The sequence below is a fragment of the Gardnerella vaginalis genome, from assembly GCF_040427915.1.
In the GTDB taxonomy this organism is placed as follows: Bacteria; Actinomycetota; Actinomycetes; order Actinomycetales; family Bifidobacteriaceae; genus Bifidobacterium; species Bifidobacterium vaginale_C.
Map to the genome: position 1 here is coordinate 1,066,270 of NZ_JBETXJ010000002.1, position 18,287 is coordinate 1,084,556.

11 protein-coding genes are annotated in these 18,287 nt (G+C 39.2%); 6 read left to right on the plus strand and 5 right to left on the minus strand.

Annotated features, from left to right (window positions below; all coding sequences use genetic code 11):
- Window positions 1-68: 68 nt before the first annotated feature.
- On the minus strand, window positions 69-611 hold the full coding sequence (locus tag ABVC65_RS04290) for a hypothetical protein (RefSeq protein WP_353582673.1): 543 nt from the start codon (window positions 609-611) through the stop codon (window positions 69-71).
- 76 nt (window positions 612-687) lie between these two features.
- Between ABVC65_RS04290 and ABVC65_RS04295 the strand changes: the two genes are divergently transcribed.
- Entirely contained in the window at window positions 688-1,377 is a 690-nt protein-coding gene (locus ABVC65_RS04295) for a lysophospholipid acyltransferase family protein (RefSeq protein ID WP_004121784.1), read from the plus strand.
- Window positions 1,378-1,514: 137 nt separating this feature from the next.
- Here the strand turns inward: ABVC65_RS04295 and ABVC65_RS04300 are convergent, their stop codons facing one another.
- On the minus strand, window positions 1,515-3,836 hold the full coding sequence (locus tag ABVC65_RS04300) for a Stk1 family PASTA domain-containing Ser/Thr kinase (protein WP_353582674.1): 2,322 nt from the start codon (window positions 3,834-3,836) through the stop codon (window positions 1,515-1,517).
- Window positions 3,837-3,926: 90 nt separating this feature from the next.
- Entirely contained in the window at window positions 3,927-5,009 is a 1,083-nt protein-coding gene (locus tag ABVC65_RS04305; protein WP_353582924.1) for a polyprenyl synthetase family protein, read from the minus strand.
- 178 nt (window positions 5,010-5,187) lie between these two features.
- Between ABVC65_RS04305 and ABVC65_RS04310 the strand changes: the two genes are divergently transcribed.
- The 4 genes from ABVC65_RS04310 (at window position 5,188) to ABVC65_RS04325 (ending at window position 12,464) form a co-directional block, all read left to right on the plus strand.
- Window positions 5,188-6,126, plus strand: coding sequence for a hypothetical protein (locus ABVC65_RS04310; RefSeq protein ID WP_353582675.1), 939 nt, complete (start codon window positions 5,188-5,190; stop codon window positions 6,124-6,126).
- Between the two features lie 142 nt (window positions 6,127-6,268).
- Window positions 6,269-7,573, plus strand: a complete 1,305-nt coding sequence (locus ABVC65_RS04315) for an RNA polymerase sigma factor (RefSeq protein WP_004125029.1) — start codon at window positions 6,269-6,271, stop codon at window positions 7,571-7,573.
- Between the two features lie 108 nt (window positions 7,574-7,681).
- Entirely contained in the window at window positions 7,682-10,051 is a 2,370-nt protein-coding gene (locus ABVC65_RS04320; protein WP_353582676.1) for a DNA gyrase/topoisomerase IV subunit B, read from the plus strand.
- Between the two features lie 220 nt (window positions 10,052-10,271).
- On the plus strand, window positions 10,272-12,464 hold the full coding sequence (locus ABVC65_RS04325) for an InlB B-repeat-containing protein (protein ID WP_353582677.1): 2,193 nt from the start codon (window positions 10,272-10,274) through the stop codon (window positions 12,462-12,464).
- Window positions 12,465-12,729: 265 nt separating this feature from the next.
- On the opposite strand, the gene ABVC65_RS04330 is transcribed toward ABVC65_RS04325, so the two are convergent.
- A complete protein-coding gene (locus tag ABVC65_RS04330; RefSeq protein WP_353582678.1) occupies window positions 12,730-15,399 on the minus strand; it encodes a DNA gyrase/topoisomerase IV subunit A in 2,670 nt (889 codons plus the stop codon).
- Between the two features lie 156 nt (window positions 15,400-15,555).
- Here ABVC65_RS04330 and ABVC65_RS04335 point away from each other — a divergent pair, with 156 nt between their 5' ends.
- Window positions 15,556-16,749: an alkaline phosphatase family protein gene (locus ABVC65_RS04335; RefSeq protein WP_353582679.1), complete on the plus strand. Its 1,194-nt coding sequence runs from the start codon at window positions 15,556-15,558 to the stop codon at window positions 16,747-16,749.
- A gap of 11 nt (window positions 16,750-16,760) precedes the next feature.
- Here the strand turns inward: ABVC65_RS04335 and sepH are convergent, their stop codons facing one another.
- A complete protein-coding gene (gene sepH / locus ABVC65_RS04340) occupies window positions 16,761-18,095 on the minus strand; it encodes a septation protein SepH (protein WP_353582680.1) in 1,335 nt (444 codons plus the stop codon).
- Between the last annotated feature and the right edge of the window lie 192 nt (window positions 18,096-18,287).

The following is an 18,287-nucleotide window of genomic DNA, read 5'->3' on the forward strand; positions in this document are numbered from 1 at the left end:
TATAATCTTTAAAAAATGAGGCTGGAGCGTTTAATTAACGTCAGCCTCATTCTTTTGTATAAATGCACTTAAACTCGTGCGCCTTTGCCGTAGTCGTTGTAATCTTCACTAGAAGTATAATTTTTCTTTCTGCTCATAAGTAAGCCTGCAGATCCAATAAGAAACAGAAAAGCGCTTATGGTACCCGAGTATGCTGCGAAATAGGGCACTAACACGCTCAAAATTACGCCCAGAATGCCCAGAACAAGAATAGACCATAAAACTATGAGGGTAATAGAAATATTCTTAAAATGTGGGTTTGGTGGAACAAAATCATCTCCGTAAGAATCCATTGTTTCATCAACATCTAACCAACTGGTCTTAACGTTATCTCTTGGACCAGCATTATTGTATGACGATATTTTAGTAAGCGGTTTTGTTGCCTGGCTAATACGTTTTTTAAAGATTTTTGCACTTTTGGATTTCTCTATTTCTTTAAAATCTTCTGCATGATCTCTAATAAAATCAGACCAATTCTCATTAAAAGAATTATCGCCAAAAGAATCGTCATTATTGTTATTTGAGTTTTTGTCCTCAGGGTGAGGGGAGTTGGTATTCTTAGAAGGAGTCATAAATTATACTGTAGCAAGTCTGCTTGATTGCGTAATGATTCGCTTTTAGTAACTCTTGCTAGAAGGGGTTTTTAGAATGTTGTATTGGTTCTTCGTAAAGGGGTTTGGATTTATTGCGCGTTTACGTATTAATCCTACTGCTCAAGGCGTTAACAACATTCCTAAAAAAGGTGGGGCTATTATTGCCGCAAATCATCTTGCCGTGATTGACGATGCACTTTTACCTCTTACATGCCCTAGGATGATTCATTTTATGGGTAAAGCTGAGTATTTTGAAGGCAAAGGATTAAAGGGTCGCTTTAAAAAATGGTGGTTTACGTCCGTTGGTGTATTCCCAGTGGATCGTTCTGGAGGCTCTAAATCTCTTGGGGCATTGAATCATGCTCGTGAGATATTAGAAAATGGACAGCTTTTTGGAATTCATATTGAAGGAACTAGAAGTCCTGATGGAAGATTATATAAGGGACATACTGGTGCAGCTCGCTTAGCTTTAGAAACAGGATGCCCGATTGTTCCAGTTGCAATTATTGGTACTAGGGAATTGCAAAGGCATGGTCAGGTTATGCCTGCAAAAGGCTATACAAAGGCTATTTATGGTGAGCCTATTGAAGTTGAAAAAATGAATCCAGAAGATATTACGCATGATATTCTTCGTGAGCTTACCGATAGAGTAACCAAGACAATTCAAAAAATGAGCGGTCAAGAATATGTTGACGAATATGCTCAAACCGTTAAAAAGCGTATTATGGCAGAATCGGCGAAATAAGCTGATAAATTGTTTGTTGTAGGTTATTTGAGTAAAACATTTTCATTCAAACAACCTACAACATAACTCACAACATTTCATACAACATTTTTTACAATGTGTATTGTTTATTAGCATTACCTATTTATTTGTATAAATCAAATAACGGTTAATGTAACAACTGTTGGGTTTCCGCTTTCATCAAGAACACGAACTTGTGCACCAGGAGCTACAGACTGGAATCTTACCGTGTGCATAAAGTCTCCAAGCGGAGCAGAAACATTTACTTTTAGTCCGAGGGCTTCAAGAGTTTTTCGAGCGTCGTTAGCATTTTTATTGCGAACATCTGGCATAGTAACAGTTCTTGGACCTTTAGAAACAACGACATTGAGTTTATCTCCCCAATGAAGTTGCGCTCCTTTTTCTACAGATGTGCTAATAATTTTGCCTTTTTCAACGGTATCATTGAACTCTTCGCTGTATGTTGGAACAAGTTTTGCATCGTTAAATGCTTTATCTGCATCTTCTTTTGTTCGGTTAACAACATCTGGCATAGAAACAGGCATAGGGCCTTTAGACAATACAACAGTAATGTTCTTATTGTGATTCATTTGCATTCCTGGTGTTGGAGAAATTTCTACAACACAGCCTTTAGGAACATCTAATGAATAAACGTCGTTGCTTTCTTTGTGATTAATAGAAGTAAAACCAGCTTTGCGTAAGGCTTTTATAGGATTCTTACCAGTTGTTGATGTTGGATCGATAATATCTTCAGGAATTGTAGATTGTCGTATTCCTTTTGACACAATAACATGAACTTTATTATTTCCGTGTTTAGATACATGACCGCCACTGAAATCAGGATTAGTGGAAATAATGTTTCCAGAAGGTATATTATCGCTAAATTCTTTTTGAACAGAATAAGGAATATTGGATATTTTAAGAGTTTGCTCGTAATCAAACCATGGAATATTTGTGATTTTGCAAGCTTCTTGTGTTTTGCATGACTGCGTATTTGGTTTCGGCAAAGACCAGTAGCTTCCAGGTCCTAGATAATACCAGTAAGAACCAAATGCGATTGCTGCTGCAATAACTGCCGCGCTGCTAACAGCTATAATAACAACTTTATTGTGTAATTTTTTATGATTAAAGTTTTGACTTTTACCGTCAGTGCTTAAATCATTCTTATTAAATTGAGGCGCACGCATAGCAATAGTTAGCATATTGCTATCATTAAAATCTTCAAGTTGATTCACACTGTTTGAAGAATTTTGACTATTGGAATAGTTAAAATCACTGTTACTGTTTTTTTGAACTATTGTCATAGTTGCATCAATATCAGCTGTTTTGTCAATATCAGTTGTTTTATCAATGTCTTTAGTTTTAGACAATACCTCATTTCCAATATTGTTAGAATTAGAACTACTCTGATTTACATTCTCTTTATTAACTTTATCAGCATTATTCGCATCGTTCGCATTAGGAGGAAGAGGTATGCTAGAGTAATTTCTTTTATCGAATTTATCTGAATCAGACATTCTATTTTCAGTTTTGATTGCGTCTAAAGTCGTATTTAAAAGTTGATCTTCATTATCGTAATTTGGATTAAACTTATATTGCCAATCTTCTTTAGGCATATTAGCGCAAATTTGTCTAAGCATACTAAGTGCTTTAGAAGCGTCACTCGGTCTTTTTTCCATTTCTCGAGCAGTAATAGATGCAAGAAAATCAGCTATAGAAGAGTTGATATCGCTACAAATTGTTTTTATAGATGGAGTGTCTTCATGAACATGCTTAAAAACAAGCGTAACAGGATTATCTGCGCTAAAGGGAACACGCCCAGCAAGCATTTCCCAAGCCATCATTCCAGCAGAGTATAAGTCTCCTTGAGGAGTGGCAAGATTCTTTTCAATCATTTCTGGAGCTAGATATGCGGCGGTTCCAAGAAGAAGACCAGTAGAAGAAAGTGTAGCTTGCGATATAGCACGAGCAAGACCAAAATCAGTTATTTGCACGTGACCGCGGTCGTTAATAAGAATATTTTCTGGTTTAATATCTCTGTGTACAACACCAGCAAGGTGTGCGGATGCAAGACCATCTAAAGTTTCCGCGAGAACTCGAAGAGTGTCTTTTAGGCTAAATGTGCCATATTTGTTCATTTCGTATCTAAGATTTACTCCATGAACATATTCCATCACCAAGTAGTCAAGTCCTTCAAATTCGCCAGTATCGTAAACCTGAACAATATGAGGATTCGCTATTGCAGCGGCAGATGTAGCTTCACGCCTAAATCTTGCAATAAATTGCTCTCTATGTATTCCTTGAGCTAGTTGAGTATGCATGATTTTAAGCGCAACTGGGCGATTAAGACGCTCATCTTGCGCTTGATAAACGGTAGCCATGCCGCCTTCTGCTATCTTCCGCATTATGCGATAGCGATTCTCAATACACATTCCTGGTTGCGCTTGAACTTCACTCATGTAGTAAATCCCTTATACGCGTATTAAACCAACTACCTAAAAGTGTACAGGCAATACAGTATCCACTAAATATTTAGTATATCAGTGATTTTACTGCCATTCTCTAGGAATGAATTTGCTAGAAACCTCGTTCAATATGGATTTTCCAAATTCAGATAATGTACTGTTATCTATTTTTTCTTGCGATTCAACCCAAAGATTGTGAATGCGCTTTTTAGACTTACTTATAGCACCACTCTGATTGAAAATGTTAATAATCCTATTAACATCATCTTCATTGCGATTATTAGAGTTATAAGCATCTATCAAAAATAGACGATCTTCGCTTGAAGAAAGATCTAGAGCATCAGCCAAAAGGACAGTGCGTTTACCTTCTCGAATATCGCCTCCAATAGGCTTTCCAGTGTGAGCAGAATCTGAAACAATATCAATAAGATCATCTGCGATCTGAAAAGCAATTCCCAATGGTTCACCAATATCATTCGCCAACTTAATAGCATAATTTTTATTAAGTCCAGCAGATAAAAATCCGAGCGCAAGTGGAGCTATAGTTGTGTAACTTGCAGTTTTCCAACGAAAAACATTTATTGAGGATTCTGCTAGTTTCTTTGGATTTTTAAGGCTCATCATTTCTATGGAAAGATCTAAAACTTGACCAATACCAACATTTCTTTGCATATTTGCAAACTCGCCTAAAACTTCTTGAGGATTATGCAAATTAGTACATGCTTTTCTAGTTATGTCAAAGCTTTGAGTTGCTAAAATATCTCCAAGCATTAATCCAAGTCCAATGCCGATATGCTTGCTATTGCACGCTTTGCTCAATGCACAATATGCGCTTGGTTTTCCTCGTCTTAAAGCAGATTCGTCGATTATATCGTCATGTACAAGTGCTGCAGTTTGAAAGACTTCTAAAGCACATGCAACATCTAGCATTGCGCAATATGCAGTGTCTTTAGAGCAGTTACCGCGTACTGCATCGAAAGCTTCTAAAGCTAAGTAAGCTCTGAGTCTTTTGCCGCCTTCGCTAGAAGAAATTGCTTGTTTCACTACATCTTTAAGTGTTTTATCACAACTAGAAATGAGGTTTTTACAAGCTAAAGAATTAAATTGGTCATAAATTAATTCGCTTATACGCGTCTCTATACATGACTTTTGCGAATCTAAACTCATATTAAGAGTTATCCACATGCCTTAGACATTACAAAATGAGTATTTTTCTAGTATTTTCTAGGATTTTATAGCCTTTAACCACATTGCGTTATTTTTATTGCACTAATTTATTTCTGCTGCAAAACTCTTATTACCAAGTCAAAAACAGTATAAAACACAACAAAAATAAGGAGGAATTATGCAAATAAAAAGTGAATTGGAAAACAAGCAAGTTTTTGAAGATAATGATCATGAATATTCAACTTTGAAAGAATTAACAAATTTATATGCTGCAGGTATGTTTTGCGGAATGTCTGAAGAGTACTTTGCTATGACTTGTGTTGCTGGAAATAGTATAGAAAAAGTGAATATCAGTAATGTTCCAAAAGAATGTATGACAGTTTTAGATATTCCTAAAGATTATGTTAACAAACATCATAATTATGAAGATTATTGGATTAAATGTCTTAGAGATTTAATGCCAGATCTTTTTGAAAAATACATAGGCATAGATTATATGAGCAAAAATTTGAATGTTAAAAAAGAGGAAGCCGTATTTTCAAGTTATGATATTTTTGTTACACAATCTATACGAAACTGGCATAACATGGTTTCTAAAAAAGACGGCAATATTGTGGGTTATGACTTAATAATGTTGCCGATTGCAATGTTAAATAACATTAATGTTCGAGATACTCTGCTTGTGTCTTTACTAGACAGTAAAGGCGAGTATTACAATATAAATGATCTGCTCGTGCTAGCTTTAGCTCCACGAGAAAAAGAAAGATCTAAGGAATTAAGAGATTTTCTAGAAGAAAAATTTAACGAAGAATATGAGCTGCCTGATATTCGTAAAGCGCTAAACGTTGTTAACTTGCTAAAAGCTATGATTTATGTTGTAGATAATAATCCTAAATTAAAAGTACAAGTTTACGCATTAATGTCTTATATAAGCTGGTGGTTTAAGCTAGGGGATGTTGAAAAATACGTTTCAATGGCGCTAGAAATCGATCCTGATTGTTCTATGGCTATGATTGTGGATAATGCATACAAAAGTCATGTCGAGCCAGCATGGTGTAGAAAATTCGCCACGCCGCAAGTAGGGAAGCAGAAAAAATCGTCCTTAGAAGATGATTAACTTCTTAAGTAAAAGTTGCCCTTGCCATAACTATGCCTTTGTGGTATAGTAAGATGCCTTTAAAGGGCATAGCAAGGTATGGTGAATGCCTTAATATGGCGGATTACTTTGCGCATAGCAGGGAATCTACAGGAGGAAAAGTTTGGCGAGCGAAGATACATCTATTGTCGATTCCAAGATGGGCAAGGAAGAAAATCAGGAATTTAAAATGTCAGAAGATGTTGATGATCAAGATGTAGATGTTGACGTTGATGCAGACATGGATCCAGATGAAGAACATATGGATTTAGAAGATTTTGATGAAATCCATGATGATCTTGATGTAGACGATGTTGACAATTTAGATGACGTTGACGATATAAATAATCTGGATGACATTCCAGATGATGAAGATTCCGAAGATTCTGAAGATAATAAAGAAGAGGCGCCACAAGTTCCACAAGCAAAAGGTGCTTTTATTGTTCGAGATGATGATGACGACGATAACCTTACGCCTTCTGGAAATCCTAAGCGTCGAGTAATCGCCACTGGTGCTACAGCGGATCCTGTTAAGGATTATTTAAAGCAGATTGGTCGCGTGAGCTTGCTTAATGCTGAGCAAGAAGTTGATTTGTCAGAGCGTATTGAAGCTGGTTTGTATGCTCAGCATTTGCTTGATACGCAAATTGACCAAATGGAGTTTAAGCGTAAGCGCGAGCTTAAGTGGGCTGCAGCAGATGGTAAGAAAGCTAAAGATCATCTTCTTGAAGCAAACTTGCGTCTTGTGGTTTCTCTTGCAAAGCGTTATACCGGTCGAGGCATGCTTTTCCTTGATTTGATTCAGGAAGGTAATCTCGGTTTAATTCGTGCAGTAGAAAAGTTCGATTGGAAGAAGGGCTTTAAGTTCTCAACCTATGCTACTTGGTGGATTCGCCAGGCTATTACTCGTGCTATGGCAGATCAGGCTCGTACTATTCGAGTTCCAGTGCATATGGTGGAAGTTATTAATAAGCTTTCTAGAGTTCAGCGCCAGATGCTTCAAGATTTGGGTCGCGAACCTACGCCAGATGAGCTTGCACGCGAGCTTGATATGCCTGTTGAAAAGGTGCAAGAAGTACAGAAGTATGGTCGTGAGCCAATTTCTTTGCACACTCCTTTGGGCGAAGATGGCGATTCTGAGTTTGGCGATTTGATTGAAGATACTGACGCAATCGCTCCATCGGACGCTGTAGCCTTCTCGCTTCTTCAGGAACAATTTAGACAAGTTCTTGAAACTTTGTCTCCTAGGGAAGCTGGCGTTATTAAGATGCGTTACGGTTTGGAAGATGGCCAGCCAAAGACTTTAGACGATATTGGTCGCGTGTACGGTGTTACTCGTGAGCGTATTCGTCAGATTGAATCTAAGACAATGTCTAAGTTGCGTCATCCTTCTAGATCGCAAACTTTGCGTGACTTCTTAGATCAGTGATTTTAGAATAATTAACAAGTAAAGTGTCGTATTGTTGCTTTGTTTAGCAGGGATGCGACACTTATTGCTTAGTGGTTGCTTAATATTCGTGTTGTACAAGGGGTAGAAGTGGTCTCTAATAAAGATAGAGAACAGTATGATGCCGATAGTTTGACTGTGCTTGAAGGCTTGGATGCTGTACGAAAGCGCCCAGGCATGTATATTGGCACCACTGATAGTCAAGGTTTAATGCATTGCCTTTGGGAAATCATTGATAATGCTGTTGATGAGGCGTTGGCTGGGGCTTGTGACCATATTATTGTCACTCTTCACGACGATGGTTCTATTGAAGTTGCTGATAACGGACGTGGCATTCCAGTAGATGTAGAGCCTAAAACAAAACTTACAGGTGTTGAAGTTGTTTTAACTAAGCTTCACGCTGGAGCTAAGTTTGGTAATGCTTCGTACAATGCTGCAGGTGGTTTGCATGGTGTTGGATCTTCTGTTGTAAACGCTTTAAGCTTGCGACTGGATGTTGAAGTTGATAGAGATGGTAAAACGCATCACATGGCTTTCCATCAGGGGCATCCTGGTGTTTATAGTGACGCAGATCCAGCAAATCCGTCTCCAGCTTCTCCGTTTAAGCGCACGCGCAAGAACAAGCCTACTGAGCTTGAAATTATTGGCACTGTTTCTCCAAAAACTACAGGTACTCGAGTTCGCTATTGGGCTGATCCTGAGATTTTTAATTCAACAGCTCGCTTTAGTTATGAACAGTTGATTGATCGAGTTCGTCAAACTAGTTTTTTGGTTCCAGGCTTGCGCATTACTGTTATTGACGAGCATGTGCCAGAAGGCGAATTTAGTGATATTCAAGAGATTGACAATAACGATAGTGACGATGCGAATGTTAATGCTAGCGATTTAACAGATGAGTTGGTGTTTAAGGATGAATCGCAAGCAACCGTAGATGATGGATCTAATAATTTAAATCAATCTGAATCTGAAATTGAGTCTGAGGCAGAATCTGAATCTGACAGCGAAATTGGCGAATCCTCCGAGCAATCTGTTGCAAATAGTGAGTCTTCTAGAGAATTGCAAAATAATCATCATCCTCGAGTAGTTGAATTTTTGCATAATGGTGGCGTCAAAGATTTCGTTGATTTTCTTTCAAAGGGTCAAGCAGTCTCAGATATTTGGCGTATTTCTGGCGAAGATACGTATGTAGAAGAAACGCAAGCTGTTGATTCTGCTGGAGATTTGCATGCTCAGCAAGTGACGCGTAAGTGCGGTGTTGACATTGCAATGCGATGGGTGAATGGCTACGATTCAACGATTATTAGTTTCGTGAACGTTGTTGAAACTCCTGGCGGAGGCATGCACGTAGACGGATTCTTGCAAGGATTGACTAAGCAAATTCGTAAAGCTGTTGAAGACAACGCGCGCAAGCTAAAAGTCAATCTTAAAGATTCAAACACTAAGATTGAGCGAGACGATATTCTAGCTGGAATGGTTGCTGTTGTAACAGTTCGTATAGCAGAGCCTCAATTCCAAGGTCAAACTAAGGATGTTCTTGGAACTGCTCAAGTTAAGCCAATTGTTACAAAAATGACGGATGCTCAATTTGGGGAAATGATTAGCGGATCCAAGCGAGGATTCAAAGAGCAGTCTGCCAGAGTTTTGGAGAAAATTGTTTCCGAAATGCATGCGCGTATTCAAGCGCGTAAAACTAAGGAAGTTACTCGTAGAAAGAATGCACTTGAGTCTGCTTCAATGCCACCAAAACTTTCTGATTGCCAGCCTGGAAACGATGATGTTGCAGAACTTTTCATCGTAGAGGGCGATTCTGCACTTGGTACTGCAAAAGCTGCTCGAAATTCTGCTTTCCAAGCGCTTTTGCCAATTCGCGGTAAAATTTTGAACGTTCAAAAAGCAAGTCTTGCACAAATGCTTTCAAACAAAGAGTGCGCTGCAATTATTCAGGTTGTTGGAGCAGGATCGGGCGCAAGTTTTGATATTTCGCAAGCGCGTTATAACAAGATTGTTATGATGACAGATGCTGATGTTGACGGTGCGCATATTCGTATTTTGCTTCTTACGCTGTTTTATCGCTATATGCGTCCGCTTATTGAGAACGGGCATGTTTATGCTGCTGTGCCGCCGCTTCACAGAATTGCGCTCGCTGGAAAACACAAAGGCGAGTACATTTATACGTATTCCGATGACGAATTAGCTGGAAAGCTTGATGATTTGCAAGCTAAGGGCATTGATTTTAACAGCGATATTCAGCGCTATAAGGGCTTGGGTGAGATGGATGCGGATCAGCTTGCAGACACCACTATGGACCCTAGAACTCGTATGCTTAGAAGGATTCGTATGGAAGATGCTCAGCAGGCGAGTGAAGTATTCGATTTGCTGATGGGCGATGACGTTCCTCCGCGCAAGCAGTTTATTGTTGATAACGCGGACGACTTTGATCGTTCCAAAATCGATACCTGATTTTGTTTTACTTGTGTTTTAAGTTGTGTAATGTTTGTAATTTTCTTCGCATTATGTAATGTGTATTACAAATTTTGAATTGTAATTACATTATGACATTTAGTTAAGTTATAATGATTTTATGATATAATTGCGAATGCAGGTTTACTTCAATAGTGGAAGTGAGTCTGGGATTTTGCATTTATTGATTTTCTTAGAATTTGTTTTATAAGAGGGAAAAATGAACAAGAAAACTGTGATTTTATTATCGACGACGATGATGAGTATTGCTACAGCCGCTTGCGCTTTTTGCATTGCTCAAACTGCGAATGCTGCTGATACTTACGTGGATTCTGGCACTTCCACTGCAAAAGTTACTACCCCCCCCCCAATTGAAAATACTTCTTCTCAAGAAACCAATTCTTCTGAGACAAATGGCATAAAGTCTTCTGATCCTTCTGATTCTTCTGATAAAGATAATATAAAACCTGAAACGAATTCGAAACCAAATTCTAATACAAAAACTGAATCCAAGCTTGAAACTAAGAGTAGCGTAAAGTCTGATGCAAAGTCTGATGTCAAGCTTGATACAAAGACTAATGTAAACACTGTCGTTAAGACTACCGCTAAATCTAATGTAGATTCTGTTGAAAATACTGATACAAAAGCTGAATCAAACATTGATTCAAAGTCTAAAGTTAATGAAAACTCAGTTTCTCCAACAATTTTTAATCAAGCGCTTTTTGCTAGTGGTAAGCCAGATCCTAATCAAACTCCTAAACCTAAAACACAAACAACTGAGCTTAAAGTTAGTCTTGTATGGGAAACCATGAACAAGGATAATAAAAATGCATTTATTAAGGGCGATAGTGATTTTGGTCAATTGAATTTTGAGAATTGGGACTTTGGATCCACACTAGATTCTTCTAGAAAAGACGTAAAGGATGCATTTAAGAAGATTCAGTTTCAAATAAAAGATACAACTGATAACAAGGTAGTAGCAACAACTACTGGCACTTATGATCCTGATACTGCTACTAGTGCAACCAAAAGCTTGGGCAGCTATGATTCAAGCCATACGTACGAAGTGTCAGTGGTAAACAGCACAGTTCCAAGCCCGTATTATGTGACTTATAATAGTGTTTCTGCAAATGAAGGAAAAGAATTTAAAGGCGATGTAAGTCATTTTAAATGGACTCCAAATAATGGATCTAACAAGAGTTCTCAAAATAAGTATTTTCGTTTGAACGTCTTGGAAATTGTTTATGCCAAGGATGAGTCTGTGGCAGACAAGTGCTTCTCGTATGAGCAGCCAAAAAAGGGTGATGGAAGCTATCGATCAGATGGTAACTGGAATTTCACGTATAATGATGACAATATTTTTGAGCGTATTCGTGTAAAAGATAATGCTATTCAGTTCCCAAAAGATAAAAGTGGTAAGCTTAAGCATCCAGTTAAAGCTGGTTACGAATTTGTTGGTTGGCAGTTCTATGTTGCTGTTAAAAAAACAGATAATCTTCCATACACATCGTCTGACCGTATGGGTGATGACAATAAAACGATCATTAATAATACAACTGTTGCATACGTACCATTTAATGCTCAGACTACTGCACATCCATATCTATTTGCTGTACTTAGAGACAACAAGGGCGTTAATACGTTTGGTAGTATGCTCGGTACGCAGTATTGCTCTACAAATCACACCTTTGTTGTGTTCCCTCTATGGAAAGTGTCTGGTCATACAGTTACTTTTATGAATGGAGAGACTCAGTATGCACAAGTAAAAGTGCAGGAAGGTAAATCTATTAATAGTGATGAGTGGACTGATCAGTCTATGCCTGATAATCCTACTAAAGCTGGTTTTACTTTTAATGGTTGGCATCAGGATAAAAATGGAACTGGGGATGCGTTTACTGGTGATACTGTTGTAGCTAATAGTGATATGACTGTATATGCGTCGTATGTAAAAGAAACATCTCCTACACCATCTCCAACTCCAACACCTGAACCAACTCCGACTCCTACACCTACACCGACTCCTGAGCCGAAGCCTGTTCCAGAGCCAGAATCGAAACCGACGCCTGAGAAGACTCCTGATCCGGATGTGACTCCTGAGCCTGAGCCAATACCAGTTCCTGATGTGCCTGATGATTCGTGGATTCCTCTTCCTGAGATTGTTCCTGAGAATCCAGAGTATTCTGTTGTTGAGCAGCCTGTGTTGAATCCTGTTCGTACTTCGGATAAGTCGGTTGAGTATTCTGTTGAGCAGCGTTTTAAGGCTGTTGATGCTGGTGAGGCTTATAGTGCTAAGGCTCCTGCTAAGCATTTGCCTGATACTGGTGTTTCACTGGTTATGTCTATAAGTACTTTGTTTGTGTCTTTGTTTGCTGGTTTTGGTTTGTCTATGTTCAAGTCTCGCCGCAAGCATTAAATATGTGTGTAGTAGGTTGATTTTATGTAAGAATCTAGTTATGTTGTGTTGATATTGTGATTCAAGAATTCCCCCTGTTGTGTAACTCGTATGGTTGTTTGCAGGGGGAATTTGATTTTATTGTGTTTTTGTTGATTATTTTATTTGATGAATCATTAGTTTTTAGATTTCCGCGAGTAAGTATCCAAGGCTCCTCATGATGTGTAAATCGTTCAAGTTCTTTACCGCTGTAGCAACAAAATCGCAACTATAGCAGTAAAGATGATTACCCAATATGCGCAATTGGGGAAACTAACTCGGTTCCTGAAGCGTCTCTTCGCATATCTGGCTTAGGTAGCTCTACGTTCGCTCCACGTTGTGTAGTCGCGTAAAGCGGATAATTCCCAACGTATGCTGCCAAAATCGTGTTTTGCCCCTTAAGGAATCGCTGTGATCGCACGCCTCCTGTGCCGCGACCCTTTGTAGGATACATTTCTAGCGGCGTAATCTTTGCAGCTCCGTTTTCTGTTCCAGCAAGCGCGTCGCTATCTCCAGCAAGAGTGAATACTACGCTTCCAGAAGCAGAAAATAGACCATTTTCGCCCTCTTCGTAATTCCATTCAACATCATTTTTAGCAACTACAGCAAAAGCAGAAACAGTGCATCCTTCGTTAAGCCTAATTCCTGCCATTCCTGCAGAGCTTCGCCCCTGCGCACGCACTTGCTTTGCGTCGAATGTAAGAAGTGAAGAATCGCTGCTTATAAACACAAGCCTATCTTCATCATTAGCAAGTGCTGCATTAATTACTGAATCGTTGTCTTTTAAGTCAATAATGCTCCAAGAATCCATTGTTGTTGGTGATTCAAAATTCCATCGTTTTACAACGCCATTCTTTGTTCCGATTGCAAGAGGAGTTTTAGAATCAGATTCGCTCAACGCAATAGCAGCTACGACTTTTTCTCCTCTAATTGGGTCTGTGCTTTGAGTAGAAGTTAATAGTTCGCTTGCTTTAACGCCATTAGAAAGCGATTCTAGAACGTCTTCGTTTCCTTGATTTAAGTGTGGCAAATCTGCAACATGCGCTATTACTAATCGCCCTGCGGATGTTATTAAAGCGTATGTTGCTCGCGTAGTAGTAGTAAACATGCTTAAGCATGGAGTGTCAAAAATATTTGAAGAATGTGCCTGCCATCTATTAAATGTTTCAACACTAGTTCTTGCTATAAGCCCAGATGTGCTTAAAGCTACGGCACACGGTTCGTCGCTTAATTGCAAAGCTGCTGAGGTTGCGTCAGTATCTCCAGACTTACGAGCGGCGCTTGCGGCTGCTGCAACATCCGCCTGGGCATTTGTCAATTGATTTGCTGCAATAACTGCGTCCATGGCTGAATCAGAATTAACTTCTTTACTGTTTTTAGTGCAAACAGGCGTAAAGCTGCCATCTTCTTGCTCGTCTAAAAGAATAGTTCTGCGAGGAGTATCCCACTGCTTTACAGCGTAATCCATTTCTGCAATCACAACTTTGTCTAGCTGATTCGCTGAGCTTAAAATCTCGTTAAGTTCATCTATTTTTTGCAATAAATCGTTTTTTTCGCCTTCTAGCTCGATTCGACTCATTTTTGTAAGTCTTCTAAGCCTTAAGTCAAGAATGTATTGCGCTTGAATTTCGTCTAAATCAAATACGCTAATAAGCTTTGATTTTGCGGTTTCTGCATCTTCGGAAGACCTAATTACTTGAATTACTTCGTCAATGTCCAGCATTGCAAGAAGCAATCCTTCTACAAGGTGCAGTCTCTCTTTGGCTTTGTTTAGTCTAAATTCGCTGCGCCTTCTAATAACGGTTCTTCTGTGCAAAATCCACACGTCTAGAAGCTCTCGAAGACCCATTGTGTGAGGTCTTCCATCAACTAGTGCAACGTTGTTAATCGTAAAGCTTTCTTGCAGCGGAGTGTGCTTAAAAAGCTGTGCAAGAACAGCGTTTGGGTCGAATCCTGTTTTTATTTCTATTACGATTCGCGTTCCGTTATGTCTATCTGTTAAGTCGATTGCTCCAGATATTCCATCTAGTTTGCGTGCTTTTATACCTTGAGATATGCGCTCGAGCACACGCTCTGGTCCAACCATAAATGGTAATTCGGTAACAATAATCGCCTTTTTGCGTGCTGTAACGTTTTCAATATGCGTTTTAGATCTAGTTGTAAAAGCGCCTCTTCCAGTTTCGTACGCTTCGCGAATCCCATTGCGACCGATAATTATGCCTCCGCCAGGCCAGTCTGGTCCTGGAACTATTTGCATTAAATCATCTAGGGTAGCATTTGGATGCTTCATAACGTATTTTGCTGCAGCTACAACTTCTCCAAGATTGTGAGTGGCCATGTTTGTAGCCATTCCAACTGCGATTCCAGAAGCTCCGTTTACGAGCAAGTTTGGTATAGCAGAAGGCAGAACAGTTGGCTCTTTTAGCTTATTATCGTAGTTTGGAGCAAAGTCAACAGTATCTTCATTTATGTCTGCATTCATTCCAAGCGCTGCTGGAGCTAGTCGCGCTTCCGTGTATCTGGATGCTGCAGGACCGTCATCTAAGGAACCAAAGTTTCCATGACCGTCAACCAAGGGGAGTCTAAGTGAGAACGGCTGAGCCAAACGCACCATTGCTTCGTAAATCGCGGAATCTCCATGCGGATGCAGCTTTCCCATAACTTCGCCTACAACGCGAGCAGACTTCATGTACGCGTGCTCTGGGGTAAGGTTCATGTTTCCCATTTGATACACGATTCGGCGCTGTACAGGCTTCATTCCGTCTCTTGCATCTGGCAATGCGCGTGCATAAATCACCGAGTATGCGTATTCCAGGAAAGATTTGCTCATCTCTTCGTTAAGCGGCGTTTCAACAATGTTTTCCTTAACCTTTCTAGGGTTGAAGGTTTGTTTTGCTGATTTGCTGCGTGAAGGCATGACTTTGAACTCCTTGAAGTGATTTACAAGCCTTTATAATACCAATTTATGTGCACAAAAGTTTGGTAAATGCTTATTTTATGACTATTTTACTTATAGCCTGTTATGCATTATTCATGATTTCGTATAGTTTGTGTTTTGACTACAATGTTGTTTATGAGTATTGAGATTCCGCCTGTGGATGATTTGCTGAATTTTGTTGATGATTCTTGTAACTCCGATCTTCGTTTGTCTGCGATTCTTCCAGCAGTCAGCTCTTCGATTGATGCTTCGATTAGTACAGCTGTTTACAATGATCCTGATACTGCGCGCATTAGTTTTGGATTTCCGAAGTCACAGAGTGCTGTTGTTGTGCTTGTAGACGGACTTGGCTATTGGAATCTTGCCATCAGAAAAGGTCATGCTCCATATTTGCGCTATCTTCTTAACGATTGCGCAAATCAGCGTCCAATAAAGACTTGTATTCCGAGTACTACGGTTGCAGCAATGGCAACTTTTGGCACTGGAACATGCCCTGGTCTTACTGCAATGACGGGATACACTCAAAAAAATCCTAAAACGGGGGCATTATGTCAATTAATTCAATTTAGAGATGCTCCAGATCCATTAGATTTACAACGCCAGCCTACAATATTCGAGTCTCTTTCTAATTTAGGTGTTAGAGCGAATCACGTAAGTCTTTCAAAATTTGAAGATTCTCCTTTAACTCAAGCAGCTTTTAGAGGGGCTAAATTCATAAGCGGATCAACTCCTAGAGCAAGAATTATGAATGCTGCAAATAGTACTAAAACGCCTGGTTTAACATATTTGTACCTTAGAGATATTGATAAAGTTGGTCATAATTATGGATGGAAATCTGAGAATTGGGTTTCAGTTTTTGAGCAGATAGACGCGCAACTGAGTCTTTTAAAAAAGAATTGTCAAAAAGGCACTTTGATTGTTATTACTGCAGACCATGGAATGATTGAGTCAAATCCAGATTTGGCAATAGATATTGCAAAAGATAATCGTCTTACTAAAGGAGTTAGACTTGTTGGCGGTGAGCCTAGGTCTGTTATGCTTTACGCGGAAGATGGCGAAAATCCAGATGACATTGCGTTAAGATGGTCTAACGTTTTGCAAGATAAAGCGCGTGTTAGAACTAAGTCGCAAGCTGTTAAAGAAGGTGTATTTGGGAAAGTCAGCCCGTTGGCATTAAGCGTTATAGGAGATGTTCTTGTTCAAGCAAAGTCTTCCGTAACCATAGTGGATTCCAGGATAGAAACAGAAAAAGCCATGAGCTTACCAAGCGTTCATGGCTCTATGAGTCACATGGAAATGGATATTCCATGCTTAGTTGATATAGCTTGATTTACGATAAATTAAGCCTCTCCAAAAAGAATCTCATCCCAACTAGGAACAGCAGCTCTCGTGCTCTTCTTAGCCCTGGTATGCTCGTTTATATGCTGTTTTGGTTCTGTTTTTGGAGTTTCTATAGCAACTGTTTTATCTGCTTGAACATGTGCATCTTCAAAATCTGATCTAGAAGTGTTGGATTTAGAATTTGCATATTTGCTCTTTGTAGAGGCAGATTTGGAAGAATCGGCGACTGCATTTTCACTAGAATTATCTTGTGAAATGTTTGCGCTCGCATTTTCGCCACTATCTTCATTTTCTGAATTTTCTTTAGACTTATAGATTCCAGAATTAGAAGAAGAGTTTGCAATATTTGCAGCGGTTTCTGCGGCTTCTATGTTTTTTACGTTTGCAGAAGACTGTTCTGTGTTATTTGGATTGTTAGATGGAGTAGAGTTTGATACCAAATCGCTTAGAATTGGATTTTCTGTATAACCATCTAAAGAATTATTCGTATTGTTGTTGCTGTTTTGCTCTTTTTGTGCAGCCTCTGTTTGAATAGCAACATTTGCAAGATTAACGCTATTCCTTGATTCCCATTGTGACACGGCACGTTCTATTCTTGCAGAACGAATCGAATTTCCTGGAAGCTCATCATTTGCGAATGGGAAGTTTATGCTTACTGTGTCTCTATAAGCTCCTCCAAATTGTGATTTTTTAGAAGAAGAATCATTGTTCATGACTTCTTCGCCAAGCAACAATCTAGATGAAGGGTTTGCGCACGTAACAGAGTTGTCGTGCATATTCCAAGTCCACTCTGCTTTTATTGTTCGAGTTGCGGTGTTGAACTCTGCTGTTATAAGCCATGGTTCAAGTCCGCGTCTTGTGGCACGCCATTTTACAGTTTCCATTCCAATGTGTGCTTTTGCGAGAGTTCGTTCGATCAAATCTGAAATAGTTCTCATATTGCTTTGTTTTGGAGCTGGAACTGTTAAGAATTGCTCAATAGCATACTGTTTTTCTGTTTCAACGCCACTAGAGAATCTTTTAACTTGAGATTCGCTTACGTTATATCGCTTTGCAACATGCTCTGGATCGACACCAGCACGTATCAGCGCTTGGATCTGAGATATAGGTAGTGTTGCCGTGGTAGCAGCTGGCGAATCATCAGATTTACCAATAGAATTAACTGTGTTTTGACTATCGCCATCAACATTTGTTAGTTTTTTTGATTCGGCGATCGCGTGCTCCAGCGTGTCGTCAACATGAATTTTTAACGGCGTGTTTTCAAAAATAAAAATTAAATCGCCATTATTATCCACATGATCGAAACTCGCCTCTTTTGGCGGATTTTCAAGCATTGTGCACCACTTTCCTCGCTTTTAACGCTACTTATAACATACTTTAGTCCATAGTCTGCCTTCTTTGCCATTTTCTATGAATAAAAAAGCGAGTATTCTATGCGGGGTAGCTTTCATGTATGCTATGCGCGTAGGTAGCTTTTATTAGATAGCTAAAAGTATAAAAGTAGATTTAGTAAGTAGTTTTAAAAA